The 14,737-nt window shown below is 63.7% G+C and carries 11 protein-coding genes, 1 tRNA gene and 2 pseudogenes; 7 read left to right on the forward strand and 7 right to left on the reverse strand.

Annotated features, from left to right (window positions below):
• The 4 genes from HPO_RS21145 to HPO_RS18680 all read right to left on the reverse strand — a co-directional run.
• A partial coding sequence (locus HPO_RS21145; RefSeq protein WP_157532927.1) for a type I polyketide synthase occupies nt 1–2,877 on the reverse strand: 2,877 nt, incomplete at its 3' end.
• Between the two features lie 4 nt (nt 2,878–2,881).
• Entirely contained in the window at nt 2,882–4,489 is a 1,608-nt protein-coding gene (locus HPO_RS18670) for a PfaD family polyunsaturated fatty acid/polyketide biosynthesis protein (protein WP_422120104.1), read from the reverse strand.
• A gap of 149 nt (nt 4,490–4,638) precedes the next feature.
• On the reverse strand, nt 4,639–5,211 hold the full coding sequence (locus tag HPO_RS18675) for a histidine phosphatase family protein (protein WP_035602456.1): 573 nt from the start codon (nt 5,209–5,211) through the stop codon (nt 4,639–4,641).
• A 73-nt stretch (nt 5,212–5,284) separates the two neighbouring features.
• Nucleotides 5,285–5,374, reverse strand: a tRNA-Ser gene (locus HPO_RS18680).
• A gap of 210 nt (nt 5,375–5,584) precedes the next feature.
• On the opposite strand from HPO_RS18680, the gene HPO_RS20090 reads away from it, so the two are divergent.
• From HPO_RS20090 to HPO_RS18710, 6 genes are all read left to right on the forward strand, one after another.
• A complete protein-coding gene (locus HPO_RS20090; protein ID WP_051612827.1) occupies nt 5,585–6,829 on the forward strand; it encodes a septal ring lytic transglycosylase RlpA family protein in 1,245 nt (414 codons plus the stop codon).
• A 117-nt stretch (nt 6,830–6,946) separates the two neighbouring features.
• Nucleotides 6,947–8,101, forward strand: a complete 1,155-nt coding sequence (locus tag HPO_RS18690) for a D-alanyl-D-alanine carboxypeptidase family protein (RefSeq protein WP_241767963.1) — start codon at nt 6,947–6,949, stop codon at nt 8,099–8,101.
• Nucleotides 8,094–8,753, forward strand: coding sequence for a dTMP kinase (gene tmk, locus HPO_RS18695; protein ID WP_035602458.1), 660 nt, complete (start codon nt 8,094–8,096; stop codon nt 8,751–8,753). Before HPO_RS18690 ends, tmk begins: the two co-directional genes overlap by 8 nt.
• Nucleotides 8,750–9,682, forward strand: coding sequence for a hypothetical protein (locus tag HPO_RS18700; RefSeq protein ID WP_051612828.1), 933 nt, complete (start codon nt 8,750–8,752; stop codon nt 9,680–9,682). Before tmk ends, HPO_RS18700 begins: the two co-directional genes overlap by 4 nt.
• Nucleotides 9,683–9,693: 11 nt before the next feature.
• Nucleotides 9,694–10,470 (forward strand): TatD family hydrolase, encoded by a 777-nt coding sequence (locus HPO_RS18705; protein ID WP_035602463.1) that lies wholly within the window; start codon nt 9,694–9,696, stop codon nt 10,468–10,470.
• Nucleotides 10,467–11,270 carry an MBL fold metallo-hydrolase gene (locus tag HPO_RS18710; protein ID WP_035602467.1) on the forward strand — a complete coding sequence of 268 codons (804 nt, stop codon included), beginning with the start codon at nt 10,467–10,469 and terminating at the stop codon, nt 11,268–11,270. The genes HPO_RS18705 and HPO_RS18710 overlap by 4 nt, the downstream gene beginning before the upstream one ends.
• 315 nt (nt 11,271–11,585) lie before the next feature.
• Here the strand turns inward: HPO_RS18710 and HPO_RS20405 are convergent, their stop codons facing one another.
• The 3 genes and pseudogenes from HPO_RS20405 to HPO_RS18725 form a co-directional block, all read right to left on the reverse strand.
• Nucleotides 11,586–12,671: a flavin reductase family protein gene (locus HPO_RS20405; protein WP_035602470.1), complete on the reverse strand. Its 1,086-nt coding sequence runs from the start codon at nt 12,669–12,671 to the stop codon at nt 11,586–11,588.
• Between the two features lie 162 nt (nt 12,672–12,833).
• Nucleotides 12,834–13,283: a ribose 5-phosphate isomerase B gene (gene rpiB / locus HPO_RS18720; RefSeq protein ID WP_035602473.1), complete on the reverse strand. Its 450-nt coding sequence runs from the start codon at nt 13,281–13,283 to the stop codon at nt 12,834–12,836.
• A 326-nt stretch (nt 13,284–13,609) separates the two neighbouring features.
• Nucleotides 13,610–13,846, reverse strand: a pseudogene (locus HPO_RS18725) (argonaute/piwi family protein); the annotation flags it as partial.
• A 66-nt stretch (nt 13,847–13,912) separates the two neighbouring features.
• On the opposite strand from HPO_RS18725, the pseudogene HPO_RS18735 reads away from it, so the two are divergent.
• A pseudogene (locus HPO_RS18735) lies at nt 13,913–14,721 on the forward strand (IS3 family transposase); the annotation flags it as partial.
• Nucleotides 14,722–14,737: the final 16 nt, after the last annotated feature.

The raw sequence follows: 14,737 nt of genomic DNA on the forward strand, positions 1-14,737 counted from the left end.
CAGGGCGCGTGGCGGGTTGGGCGGCGCGCGTCCGGCGGCGCCGTCCTTGGGCGGATAGGGGCGGTCGTGATTGGCACCCGTGAGCATCACCGCATGGCGCGATGGCGGCGGCTTTGGAACCGGCGGCGGCGTTTCGCTGAGCAGGGCGGCAAAATCGAGCGGGATGCCCGCGACGCTGAGGCTTCCGAGAGCCGACAGGAACTGGGCGACGCCGTTGACGCGCTTGTTGTCCAGCGCGACGGCGAGATGGTCTCGGATGCCGAGCGTGTCGGCAACGAGGCCGCTGACGACATTGCCGGGGCCGATTTCGACGAAGATGCGCGCGCCAGCGGCGTACATAGCTTCGACTTCCTCGCGGAAGCGGACCGGGGTGGCGACCTGCGAGGCGATCTCGCCAGCCATGTCCGCAGTCTTGGCCTTGTAGGGCGCTGCTGTGGCGTTGGCGTAGACCGGCAGGCGAGGCTTCTTGATCTTCTGTCCGGAGAGAACATCCCGGAACGGATCAACTGCGGCGCTGACGACGCTGGAATGGAAGGCGGTGGCAACCGGCAGGCGGCGGGCCTTGACGCCGCGTTCTGCGATCAGCGCTTCGGCCTTCTGGATGGCGGCGACGGGGCCGGAAAGGACGACCTGGCTCGGCCCATTATCGTTGGCGATGACGAGGCCACCGCCGATCTGGCTGACCAGATCACGCACGGCGTCTGCCTCGCACTGGACGGCAAGCATCGCGCCTTCGTTTGAGGCAGCGGCATCGGCCATGGCCCGGCCACGGGCGGCGGCGATAGTGAGCGCGGCGTCTGTATCGAAAGCGCCGGCATGGTGCAGGGCCATGATCTCGCCGAAGGAATGGCCACCGGTCATGTCCGCCTCGAGGCCGAGGGCCTCGATCAGCGCGAGATGGGAGAGGGCGACGGCGGCGATCGCTGGCTGGGCGTGCTCCATCGCGGTGAGGCGTTTGGTCTGGTTGCCGAACTCCACCTGGTCGAAGGCCGTCGGCGGGAAAGCAAGACGGTGGAGCATCAGCGCGCCGGTGACGGGGTGGTTGGCGGCCGTATCCCATACGGCGCGGGCGGCGGGGAAGGCCATGGCGAGGTCTGCGCCCATGCCCGTATACTGACTACCCTGGCCAGAGAAGAGGAAGGCGATCTTGCCCGGCATGGCCGGCGTGAGCGACAGGCTGCAGCCCTGCGGCAGGGGCGCGCGGCCCGCAGAACCGTCTGCGATCTGCGCGGCAAGGCGGGCGGCCTTGGCGGCGAGGTCTTCCGGGCTGGTGGCGGTGATGGCGGCGCGGGCGGACGCGCTGGCGATGAAGCGTTTGAGGGTGGCCTCTGCGGTGCTGGCGAAGGCATCTTCGGTGAGGCCGGCCTGCGCCGCGCTTTCCAGGGCTTCAGTCAATGCGGCGCTGTCATCGGCGCTGTAGAGGAAGAGCTCGGCGGGAAAAACGCGCTCAGGCTTTGCGGCGGCAGGGCCGGTATATTCTTCGAGGGCGACGTGGAAGTTGCTGCCGCCGAAGCCGAAGGAGCTGACCGAGGCGCGGCGGGGGCGGGTAGACGCGCTGACCCAGGGGCGGGCCTCGGTGTTGACGTAGAAGCAGGCGCTGTCGCGGATGACGTCGGCGGGTTCCTCGATCTTGATCGTGGGCGGAAGGACTTTCCGGTGCAGGGACTGGATGGCTTTCACCAGGCTGGCCGAACCTGCAGCGCCTTTGGCGTGGCCGATCTGGGACTTCACCGAGCCGATGGCGCACCAGGGGTCGTTACCGCTTGCGGTTTCGCCGAAGACCTGATGCAGCCCTTCAAGCTCTGCCTTGTCGCCGGCCTTAGTGCCGGTGCCATGTGCTTCGACGAGATCGACGGCGTCAGGGCCATAGCCTGCCTGATCGTAAGCCCGGCGCAGGGCGCGGGCCTGGCCTGAGGGCAGGGGCGTGTAGATGGCGGTGCCCTTGCCATCGGAGCCGCCGCCGATGCCGCGAATGAGGGCGTAGATGCGGTTGCCGTCGCGCTCGGCATCCTCAAGGCGGCGCAGGGCAATCATGCCGATGCCCTCGCTGAGCATCGTGCCATCGGCGGCATTCGAGAAGGGCCGGCAATCGCCCGTGGGCGAGAGCGCCGGCGTCTTCGAGAAGCACATAAACATCAGGATGTCGTTCAGCGCATCAACGCCGCCGGTGAGCACCATGTCTGAATCGCCCGCGCGCAATTCATGCATGGCGATCTGCAGGGCCGAGAGGCTGGAGGCGCAGGCGGCATCGGTGACATAATTGCTGCCGCCGAGATCCAGACGGTTGGCGATGCGCCCGGCAACGACATTGCCCAGGAGGCCAGGGAAGGTGCTTTCCTTCCACTCGGTGTAATGGCTCTCGATGCGGCGGGCGATGTCCTGCACTTCGTCTTCCGGCAGGCCGGCCTGACGCATGGCGTTGACCCAGGCGGGGCGCTGGAGACGGCCTGCCATATGGGCGGTGAGTTCGGTGGCCGAGGCAACGCCGAGGATGACGCTGGTGCGTGTACGGTCGAATTTACCGCCGCTGTCACGCTCGGCATCGTCGAGCGTCATCTTTGCGGCGACGAGGGCCAGGAGCTGGGCTGTGTCAGTGGTCTGCAGGGCGGCGGGCGGAATGCCAAAGGCAAGCGGATCAAAGGCGACCGGCGAGAGGAAACCGCCGCGGCGGCCGTAGGTGCGGTCCGGCGTCAGCGGATTGGCGTCGTAATAGTCGTCCACCAGCCAATGCGTGGGCGGGGTATCGGTGAGAAGGTCCCGGCCCTCGAAGATGTCGCGCCAGAAGCCCGTTGTATAGCCGCGTCCGGGAAAGATCGCGCCGATGCCGACCACTGCAATGGGCGCTGCGGGATCGTAAAGGGAAGACTTGCGTGTCATGATCTTACTCGAAGGCAACAGGCCGGAAGGAAAACAGCTCGGCAGGAACGGTGAGGCCGATGGCGCGCAGCTGGCCGGCGCGTGTGATGCGGGCGGCGCCTTCCATCAGGTTCAGCGCGATCTGCCGAACGGTGCGGGCCTCGACCGGCTCCAGGAAGCTGCCGGCGACCCATTCATTGAAGGCGCCCATCGCGGGGCCGCACCATATCTGATAGTCGGCCGTGCGGTCAGCCTGCCCTTCGCGCGCCCATTGGGCGCCCATGAACAGGTAGCGGCGGGCCACCAGGGCGAGGCGTTTGTTGCCATCGGCATCCGCGCGGGCGGCTTCAGCGGGATTTACCCTCTGAATGTAGGTTCGTGTGGCCTGCCAGGCCGCCTCGAAGGGCTCGCCCAGCACGTCATCTATCCATCTTCGGTCTTCGGCGGGCAGGGTCTCATAAGAAGCGCCGCTGCGATAGAAGGCGTGGAACTTCTTGCCGCGCATGGCGAACAGCGTGCCGCGCTTGAGCACCTGAACCTGCACGCCCTGTTCGAACATGTCTGCCGCAGGCGTCATCGCCACATCGGCCGGGCCTGCCTTGGCGAGCAGTTTGCGGCCGGACAGGGCTAGGCCGGATTCCACGGCGCTCTGATTGATGGAGCCGGTGAGCACATAGGCCGCGCCCATCTGGAAGGCGGCGGCTACCGATTGCGGCGTGGCGATGCCGCCGGCAAGGCCGATGCGGATGCTGCTTTCAGGCAGGCTGAACCGCGCCGCGATCCTGGCGCGGGCGGCGGCCAGTGAGCTGAAGAGAGGCGCGGCGGGGCGATTGTCGGTGTGGCCGCCGGAATCGGATTCGGCGGTGATGTCGGCGGCGACCGGCACCTGAGCGGCAAGGTCTGCCTGCGCGGCGGTGATCTCTCCGGCGGCGACGAGTTGTTGCAGCATCTTTTCAGGCGCTGGCGCCATGAAGGCTTCAGCGACTTCGGCGCGGGAGACCTTGGCGAAGACATGGTTGGCGCGGCGGATGGTGCCGTCTGCTGCCCGTGAGAGGCCCAGAGCCGTGTAGCGCACCACATCAGCAGTGAGGCGCATGAAGGCGGAGGCGGATACGCGGCTGACGCCTTCGGCCAGAAAGAGGTCGATCACCGCTTTTTCCTGGCCAGGCTCCTGCGGGGAATGAATAAGATTGGCGCCCCAGTTGCGCGCTTCGGGACCGAGGGCGGACTTGATCTCGGCAACGCCTGATTTGATTTCGGAAAGGGGGAGGCCGGCGCTGCCATAGAAGCCAACGCATCCGGCGCGCGCCGCCGCGGTAACCATTTTGGGCGTTGCTATTCCGCGCGCCATTTCACCGGCGACATAGTTGAAACGGGCGCCGTGAGCAGCGGCAAAGGCGCGGTCTCCCAACCACTCTGGATAGACGGCCGGAAGCGCCGCAGCGCCCTCATTGCCCGGGGGGCAAGCGCCTACCGAAAGGAGAGTTGGGATGCCGGAATCGCTCAAGGAAACCCAAGCGCATGCGCGCGGCGCCTCCACGGCTTTCCGTATCAATTCTGTCACTATTTCCCGCCCTTCTGGCCGAAACGCAGCAGCATGGATGCCCGCCCCGCGCATAGTCTTAGAGGGCATTTGCGGGCCGACTCAACCTCAAACTAAGGTTACCGGACGAGTTTCTTTCATCTGCGTTGCGAATTCTACCATGATGGGAATTCCGTGAGGCAGCTCGCCCCGCAACTGCCCGATTTGAAGGCGTGCCCGGGCTGATCATCCGCCTTTGCCTAGACTGGCGCGATAGGTGTCCAGCCCGTGGCCGGTTTGAGGCCGGGAAAATCTGCGCGCCAGTAATTACCCTGAAAAGGCTGATCATGTTGACGGCTGATGGGCTGCGCTGTCAGCGCGCAGTAGAGCAGCGTACCAACCGCGCCATGAGAGATGATCGCGACATCTCCAGCGGGGGGATGCCGGGTGATGGCCTTGAATGCCTTCAATATGCGCGCCTGTGCATCAATCGCGCGCTCCCATCCGCGAATGCTTTCCTCCGGATTGAGAAAGAAGGCATCGGCAACCCGCTCAAACTCGGCCGGGGGCAGGAAACCGGTTGCCTGCCGGTTATTCTCGCCCAGCGCCTCATCTGTCTGGACAGGAACATCGCGGTGGCGCCCAAGTATCGCGGCAGCTTCCACCGCTTTTGTCTCTCCGCTCGCCCAGATGGTTTTGACGCGGGACATTATCTCTGAAGCGGCAAAGGCCTGCATTCGGCCTGCGCCTTTGGGGCTCAGATGCCAGCGCTCTACGGGAACGGCCGGATCCAGCAGGACTTCTGGATGCGTAATGAAGAACAGAGACGGCATGCCGGATCTCATTTTGTCCAAGGAGGCAGTCTGGCATTATGACCGAAACGGACGGCTTGGGGAGACAAGCTGCTGGCGGAGGAGGAGGGATTCGAACCCCCGGAGCCCGCGAAGGCTCAACGGTTTTCAAGACCGCCGCATTAAACCACTCTGCCACTCCTCCGAGCCGGTGCTGTTTCCCCGAAGCCTGCCGGGAAGGCAAGAGGGGAAGGGCGCCAAAACTGTTACTACACACTTAATCCGGCGTGTTGGATTACCTGTCTGCGTTGACGGGGATTCCACCAACCCATGGTAAACACCCTCCTGAAAGCGGCAGAAGCCGCCCGGACCACTGAATGTGATCCGGTACTCAGAATGAGGAGATTTGCGGCCCATGCCGTTCAAGCGTTCGACTTTTGTGAGCCGTTCCAAGGTTGCCCTTTCCGTTCTCGCCTTTGCCTGTGCCTTTGGGGCAACGGCTGAAGCGGGCCCTGCAGGCGCGCCTATCGTCTACAAGAACGAAGCGATGAATGCGCCGGCGCCCGCGACCTATCGCGTTGCCCAGGCGCCTGTTGCTGCTGCGCCGCAAGCCCGGTCTATCCCGGTGGACAAGGCGACGGCACGCATCGAGTTCCGCTACCCGGACTCTCAGCCGGGCGCCGGTGAAGTGCGCACTGCCTCCACGACCACAGCGCCGCTGGCCCGGACAACCCGCGAAAGCGCGCTGACCGAAGCTCCGCAGATGCTCGTGCCCGCTCGTCCCGTGGTCGAAAGCGTGTCGCTTCAGGCAATGCCTGAGCCGGCCGGGCAGGGGATGGCTTACGCCGCGCCGGCGCCGGTTGTTGCGCAGCCCACTGCCCCTTCGGCCGCCAATGGCGAGTTTGTCGAAACCGGTCTGGCAATTGTGTATGGCGAAGAATTTGCCGGTCTGCCCACCGCCAATGGCGAGCTGTTCAGCCAGGCTGAAATGACCGCAGCGCACCCCAGCCTGCCGCTGCCAAGCCTCGCGCACGTGACCAATCTGGACACCGGGCGCGAAGTTGTGGTGCGCGTGAATGATCGCGGCCCGTTTGAGGACGGCGCCAACCTGCAGCTGTCGCGCAAGGCCGCCGAAGCGCTTGGCATGAACGGCGCAGGGAAGGGGAATGTACGTCTGCGTTATCTGAGCCCCGCGCCCGTGCTGGCCGCCCAGGCGGTTTCCCAGACTTCACGTTCGCCTGCTCCGGTTCCCCCTCCGGTGAAAGCTCCGGCTGCGCAACCGGCTGTGACGCAGATGGCGTCCGCTGCGCCTGTGGCCACTGACGATGAGCTTCTGGGCGGCGGGACGACTTCGGCGCAGACGCCGCGGCTGATGTCGATGACGGTTGCGCCTCAGCCGACCGCGTACACTGCCCCTGCAGCGGCGACCGGCGGCGTTTTTGTCCAGCTCGCCTCCTTCTCTGACATTGGCAATGCCGAAGCGATGCTGCGTCAGGTCGAATCGCGCCTGCCGGTCGAGATTGTGCCCGCCCGCGTCAACGGCGCCGACTTTTTCCGCGTCCGCGTTGGCCCCTTCCAGGATCATGCGGCCGCCGAACAGGTTCGCAATAACCTCTCCGCCGAAGGCACCGCAGACGGCCGGATCGTCACCGGATACTGAGGAACCCTCAGCACCCCCATTGACGCTGACCACAAACCGGCCCTTTTTCCTGCCTATGCAGTGCAGAAGGCCGCTGAATATCCTGCGGCCGCCAGAACGGCACAGGAGAAAGACATCGTGGTTCCCTTTCGCAAGGTGTTTGCGGCCTTACTGACCCTCGGGGCGCTCAGCAGCGCCAGTGCTTCGGCTCAGATGATCGATACGCCGGCGAGCCATGCGGTGATCATGGATCACGCAACCGGCAAGATCCTCTATACCAAGAACGGCGACGAGCCGATGACGCCCGCGTCGATGACGAAGATGATGACGGCCTATGTCGTCTTCAAACTGATTGAACGCGGCGAGCTGTCGTTGACGGACAAATTCACGGTGAGCGAGGACGCCTGGCGCCGGGGCGGCTTCCCTTCCGGCACGTCCACAATGGGCCTGGTGCCCAAGGATACCCCCACCGTCGAGGAATTGCTGCACGGCGTGATTACCATGTCCGGCAATGACGCCTGCATTGTGCTGGCCGAAGGCATTTCCGGGTCTGAGGAGGCCTTCTCCCGCCGGATGACCGAGATGGCGCACGAGCTGGGTCTTACATCGGTGAACTTCGTCAACTCCACCGGGCTTAGCGGCGAAGGCCATGTGGTCTCCGCTGAAGACCTTGCCCGTCTGGCAAAGATGACCATCGACGACTATCCGCAATATTATGAATGGTACTCGCTGCCCTCCTACACCTGGCGGCAGTACACGCAGGCAAACCGCAACCCGCTGCTTGAAGTGGCCGGCGCGGATGGCCTCAAAACCGGGCACCTGGAATCTTCCGGCTATGGCCTGACGGCTTCGGCGGTACGCGACGGCGTGCGCCGCACCATTGTTGTCAATGGTCTGCCCACGATGGCGGCGCGGGCACGCGAAAGCGAGCGCCTGATGCGCATCGCCTTCCAGAGCTTCGAACTGAAAACGATCGGACCGGAAACACTGGCGCTGCCCGATGTCGAGGTCTGGCTGGGCGAAACCCGTACGGTGCCGGTTTCGCTGGCGGAGCCAATTGAAGTAGCTGGCCACAAGGCCGCTTTCTCCAACGCGAAAGTGGAGATCGTGCTCGCCGGCCCCGTGAAGGCGCCGGTGAAAAAGGGTGATCAGGTCGGCAAACTCGTGATTACCATGGAGGGCTCGGAGCCCACCGAAGCCCCCATCATCGCCGAAGCGGATGTGAAGAAGCTCGGCTTTGTCGGCATGGCGCTCGAAGGCGTGCGGACGTTCATTTCCAGTGGCAATGAGTGACCGGCCGGCCGGACATTTCATCACGCTGGAAGGCGGCGAGGGCACTGGAAAGTCTACGCTCGCCAAGGCGCTTGTCTTGAAGCTGGAGGCGGCCGGCATCCATGCCGTGCTGACCCGGGAACCAGGCGGCACGCTGCTGGCCGAAGCAGCGCGCCATCTGTTGCTGCACCCGCCGGAAGGGGAGGCGTGGTCGCCGCTGTCTGAGGCGCTGCTGGTCAATGCGGCGCGCCGGGATCATCTGGAAAAGCTGATCTGGCCCACGCTGGCGCGCGGAGACTGGGTGATCTGTGACCGATTTGCCGATTCCACGCGCGTCTACCAGTCCATCGGCGGCGGCGTGGCGCAAAACACCCTGCTCTCGATTGAACGTGAAGTGCTGGGCGATACACTGCCCTCAATGACGCTGGTTCTGGATGTGTCGCTTGAGATCGCGCGTGAGCGGCGGGCTGTGCGCGCCGGCGCGCTCGACACGTTCGAGCGCCGTCCGGACGCATTCCACGAGGCGGTTCGTGCTGCCTTTCTGGCAATAGCGCAGGCAGAGCCGGAGCGATGCCGGCTGATTGATGCCGGGCAGACGCCTGAGGGCGTTCTGGCTGCGGCATGGACTGAAATCGGTACGCTGGTGGATAGGCCCGGCGCGGTGTCGCCATGACCGTTGCGCTTCCTCTCTTTGGGCATGAAGCGGCGGAGGCTTCATTCCTCTCCGCATACCGCAGCGGGCGGCTGCATCATGCCTGGCTGATCGAAGGGCCGTCCGGCATCGGCAAGGCGCGGCTGGCCGAGCGGATTGGCGCCTATCTACTGGGTGCACGCGGGACTGCTTCGGCGCCGTTTGATGCGCCTGCGGATGACAGCGTGATGCGCGCCATACTTGCCGGCAGCCATCCTGACATCAGCGTTCAGCGCCGCGAACTCAATGACAAGGGCAAGCTGGCGCAGGACATCACAGTCGATCAGATTCGCCAGATGACCCATCATTTCGAGATGAAGCCCGCCATGGGCGGCTGGCGTGTCGGCATAGTGGATGCGATTGACGAGGCAAACCGCAACTCGGCGAACGCGCTTCTCAAGACACTGGAGGAGCCGCCGCCGCAGAGCATCCTGCTGTTGGTCAATCACCGGTCCAAGCCGATCCTCCCGACCATTCGATCGCGGTGCCGCATTCTGCAACTCTCCATTTTATCGGAAGAAAACTGCGCACGCGCGCTGGAGGCGGCCGGCGCGCCGCCCGTCGCCAGCAGCCTCGCGAGAGGACGGCCAGGGCTTGGGCTGCGGCTGTCATCGACTGCGGCCATGAATGCGGCCAGCGCGGCGCGGGCGTTGATCAAGGCGATGCCCAAACCATCTGACAAGGTCGTTGCCGCCGCCCTGAGCGCCGCCAGTGACGGGCCGGAGGCCGAGCTTGCTTTCCGGGATGAAGTGCTGGAATGGGTCGCCCAGCGCGCCGAGCATGAGCCGCGTGCCGCCAAAGCCTGGCTCGGCTTGGCGCGGCTTTCAGGGGACGCGGAAACCCTGAATATGGACGCAGCGCAAGTCGCCTCCAAGATCATCGCGGCGATGCACGAAGCCGCCGCCAAGTGAATGATGGATTGATGTTTGATACCCATGTGAACCTCCACGGCGAAGCTTTCGCAGAAGACCTCGAAGAGGTTCTGGCTCGCGCGCGCGGCGCGGGTGTGCGGCGTTTCCTGGCGATCTGTGACCGGTTCGACAATTTTCCGTCCGTTTACGCCATTGCCAGCGCGAACGCCGATATGTGGTGTTCAGTGGGCACGCATCCGCACCATGCGAAAGATTTTACGCATGTGACCGCGCAGATGATGATCGAAGCCGCGCGGGACCCGAAGGTGGTGGCGATCGGCGAAACGGGCCTTGATTTTCACTATGGATACAGCCCGGAAAAGGAACAGGTTTCCAGCCTTCTGGAACATATCTCAGCAGCGCGCGATACCGGCCTTCCTCTTATCCTGCATACGCGGGAGGCGGATGATCTGATGGCGGATATTCTCGAGGCGGAAATGGCCAAGGGCGCCATCCGTCCGCTGCTTCATTGCTACACCGGCGGCGAAGGGCTGGCGCAGCGGGCGCTGAAACTGGGAGCTTATTTTTCCGTCTCCGGAATACTCTCTTTCAAGAGCGCAAAGGATGTGCGCGCCGTGATGGGGGATGTGCCGATCGAGCGGATCATTCTGGAAACGGATTGTCCGTATCTGGCGCCCGTTCCGATGCGCGGGCGGCGCAACGAGCCTTCCTATCTGGTTCATGTGGCCGAAGCGCTGGCGGCGCTCAAGGGAATGCCTGTGGATGAGGTTAAGGAGATCACCGAAGCCAACGCGCTGACGCTGTTTGACAAGGTGGGTGCGGCGTGAGCAGCTCACGGATCATCCTGCTCGGTACCGGATCGTCCGGCGGGGTACCCCGCGTGGGCGGAGACTGGGGTGTCTGTGATCCGGCAGAGCCCAGGAACAAACGCCGCCGCTGCGGCGCGCTGGTGCAGAAAGAGGGCGCGGGCGGCGCGCTGACGAATATCCTGATCGACACGTCGCCCGACTTGCGCGAGCAGCTTCTGGACGCCGGCGTGACGCATCTGGACGGGGTTATCTACACGCACGATCACGCGGATCAATCTCACGGCATTGACGATGTGCGCGCCCTGGCCATTCGCCAGCGCAGCGCTATCCCGGTCTATTTTGATCCGTATGCCCGCGGCAGTCTGATGACGCGGTTTGAATACTGTTTCGTTGGCGGAAAGGGTTACCCGCCGATCCTGTCTCCGCACATAACCGTAAATGACGGGCAGGCGTTTACGGTCAGCGGGGCGGGCGGGGCTGTGGAATTCTTGCCCGTGACCATGGTGCATGGATCAATCCCGTGCATGGGTTACCGGATTGGCAATGTTGCTTATTGCAACGACGTTAACGCGCTGCCGTCCTCAACGATGAAGCATCTTACCGGGCTGGACGTGTTGATCATTGATGCGTTGCGATATGCGCCGCACCCGTCCCATGCGCATCTCGATCAGGCCCTCGAATGGATCGAGGCGCTGAAACCGGCGAGGGCGGTGCTTACCAATCTGCATGTCGACATGGATTACCGGACATTGTTGGAAACACTGCCGCCGAATGTTGAGCCAGGCTTTGACGGCATGGAAATCAGCATCAGCGGCTGAGGTGGCAGATTGTAGGCGCAGCGGATGATCTACCCGCGCGCATTTGCGTGTCTTCAAGAATCAATCCTGAATTCAAGAGCTTAGGCGCCACATGGCGCCAATAATAAAATTGCCCATAATATAGATTATGCGACTCATGGCATAAGGAGCGCGGGCTGTGACGCGGCTTCTGGAGCTTCAGGCTTTAGGGTTGGCGAGCTGTCCGCGCCGCGGCGCCAGCGATCGCCGGGCGGCCGGAACCTACCCCCTTCCCCTCTTGCACAGGGCGAGCCTGGCGCGGCGGATCAGGATTTCGTTAAGACTTTCCGGGGCCTGTCAGGAGAAATGCAGGCGGCGGTATTTGCCGCGGAAATACAGAAGCGGGTCACGGCGCGGCTCAAAGCGGGCTCGCTCGACCTGTCCCATGAGAATGATGTGATCGCCGCCTTCGTGAACGTCGTGGCGGGCGCATTCAAATGTCGCCAGAGAGCCTGTCAGCACCGGCGTACCATTCAGGCCCGGCTCCCAGGGCGTAGCGCCGAAACGGTCTTCATCGCGGCGCGAAAAGCGGATCGAAGCAGGCTGCTGCCCGATGTGAAGGACATTTACCGCAAAATGAGCGGACGACCGGAATACTTCCGAACTCGCCGAGGATCTGGCGATACAGGCCAGCAGCAGCGGTGGATCGAGGGAGACGGACGTGAAGGAATTGGCGGTGAGGCCGACGGGCTGGCCGGCGCTATCCCGCGCTGTGAGAATGGTAACGCCGGTGGCGAAGCACCCCAGGGCATCCCGCAGGGTGCGCGCGTCCGATCCGAGCCTGTATTCAGGCGTTGAACGCGGCAGGCGGCGCTCCAGAAAGTCGATCAGAACGGCGCTGAAAGCATCAAGACATTCTGCGGCCGTCAACGGCTCGCCTGCCCCGATTTCCACAGCCTCGGCATGCGGGACGCCCATCGCAACATGCGCGATGCCGTGAGGGGATGCGCCCTGGGCGGTTGTAATGATCAGCGCCGGCAGACTTTCCAGAATGGTAGCGATCTCAGTGGCCGGATGAATATCCGGCGTGATGAGAACAAGGCCGGTTGCGAGCAATGCGCCATCCTGGCTGACCGCGCTGATGGCCGCGGCGGCATGATCGCCTGCCGCAAGCAGGACCGGCCGCATCGGGAGCTGGCTGAGAATGGCGCGCAGGGTTTCCGTTGTGTAGGCGTCCGTGCCGCGCCGCTTGAGCGCTGACGAGGCTTCTCCATGGGCGATGCGCACGACCTGCCTGCCCGCTTTTACGAGCGCAACACACAGATCTCTCCAGAAGTCAGGGCTCTGCTGAGGATGCTCAAGCAGGACAATTGCCGGGTCGTCCGGATGGCCCATGAGTTCACCCTGAAGGGCCAACCCACCGATCCCCCTGAATTCTGTCATCCTGTTCAAATCTTACTGCCTTTGAAACCATCCCGCAGCGCGGCGTCCCGGCCCGGTTGCGGAAGATATACAGCGGCGACCCGTTCTGGCCAGCCCAAGGGCGGTTACCGCGATGTTCCAGCCCGGCGCAAGTTTCGTGCCGTTCCTGGTTTCTGGCCGTCCTCAGGCTTCCAGCGCCACAATCATATCCACGCGCGTCGCGTGGCGGCCGCCTTCAAACTGCGCGGCCAGGAAGGCGTCGACGATATCCAGCGCCAGGCCTTCACCGATCACCCGCACGCCGAGGGAGAGCATGTTCGCATCATTGTGCTGGCGGATCATGCGGGCCGAGAACGTGTCACTGCACACGCCGCACCGGATGCCCTTCACCTTGTTGGCTGCCATCATGATGCCCTGGCCCGTGCCGCAGAGAATGATGCCGAGCCGGCAATCTCCGGAGGCCACAAGCCGGGCGGCGGCCTCGCCGTGTTTGGGGTAATGCGTGCTTTCCGGCGTGACCGGGCCAATATCGACAGGCTCCCAGCCCTGCGCCGCAATATGCGTCGCGATTGTCTGCCGAAGATCGATGGCCGCGTGATCGCTGGAGAGAACAATACGTTTGTTGTCTGACATGATCTTTGCCCCTATTCCCACTCGATTGTCTGAATCTCGCATAAGTGTTTGAAAACTCGATGGTAAGTACCCGGTCTGACGGTCATTCTCCGACTGTGAGGCCGTCAAAATGCTACGCTTTTGATTTCATTGAAAAAACTGCCAGAAAAAATATTTTCGCGGTTCCGGCATCTATCGAGGTCAATCGCCCCTCAGACCCGTTTTTTGCCTGCCCAGCGCAACTCCGGCGGCCGCCTGAAAGTACCGTCAGTCCTCCATAACAGGACTCAGTCTTCGGATCGAGTAGCCCGGGAACAGCAAAGGTGGCCAGCGCACGTCCGACGCCCCTAAACGTAGAACTTGAACGGCTGTCGCTCTGCTCCCGTAGCGCTGCCCATAGTTAGCACTTCGCCGACCTTGTCCGCGAAACGAATGGTGACCGGCAACCCGTCGCTGAAATTGCAGGCGTTGTAATTGATTTTCGTGAGACCCAGTATGTCTGCCAGCACCGTCTCGATGGAGGGATAGTCACCGCTCGCGCGGAGCACGGTCACGAACAACGGGTTCGGCGTCTCGGGACCGATATTGACGTGCCCCTGAGAATTTCCTCCACGCGGAGCTAGAGTCCGGCCCTTGAAAGGACGGACGGAATGAAACGAGCGAGATTCACGGAAGAGCAGATCATCGGGATCCTGCGGGAGAACGAGGCTGGCGCCAAAGCGGGCGAGCTGGCGCGCAAGCACGGCGTGTCGGAGGGCACGATCTACGCCTGGAAGGCTAAGTTCGGCGGGATGAGCGTGTCGGACGCCCAGCGCCTGCGCGCCCTGGAAGACGAGAACGGCAGGCTGAAGCGTCTTCTGGCCGACGCCATGCTCGACAAGGCGGCGTTGAACGATCTGCTGTCAAAAAAGTGGTAGGGCCCGCGGCGATGCGCCAGGCCGTCGCCCATCTGAAGGCGACATTCGGCGTCAGCGAACGGCGGGCCTGCTCTATTATCAAGGCCGACCGCAAATCGGTGCGCTATCGCTCCTGCCGACAGCCAGACACGGCGCTGCGCGAGCGGCTGCGCGCCCTGGCTGTGGAGCGGCGACGGTTCGGCTATCGCCGGCTGTTCGTGCTGCTGCGACGTGAGGGCGAACCTTCGGGCAAGAACCGGATCTACCGGCTCTACCGCGAGGAAGGTCTGACGGTGCGCAAGCGCCGCTCCCGTCGTCGCGCCATCGGCACGCGAGCGCCGATCCTGATCGAGGCCAGGCCGAACGCCCGCTGGTCGCTGGACTTTGTGCACGACCAGTTCGCCACGGGCCGCCGCTTCCGCATTCTCAACGTGGTCGACGACGTCACCCGCGAGTGCCTGGCGGCGATCCCTGACACTTCGATCTCGGGGCGCCGCGTCGCACGCGAACTGACAGCGCTGATCGCTCGGCGGGGCCGTCCCGCCATGATCGTCAGCGACAACGTCCTATGAAAGGAAC

It is taken from the genome of Hyphomonas polymorpha PS728 (assembly GCF_000685315.1).
Taxonomy (GTDB): Bacteria; Pseudomonadota; Alphaproteobacteria; order Caulobacterales; family Hyphomonadaceae; genus Hyphomonas; species Hyphomonas polymorpha.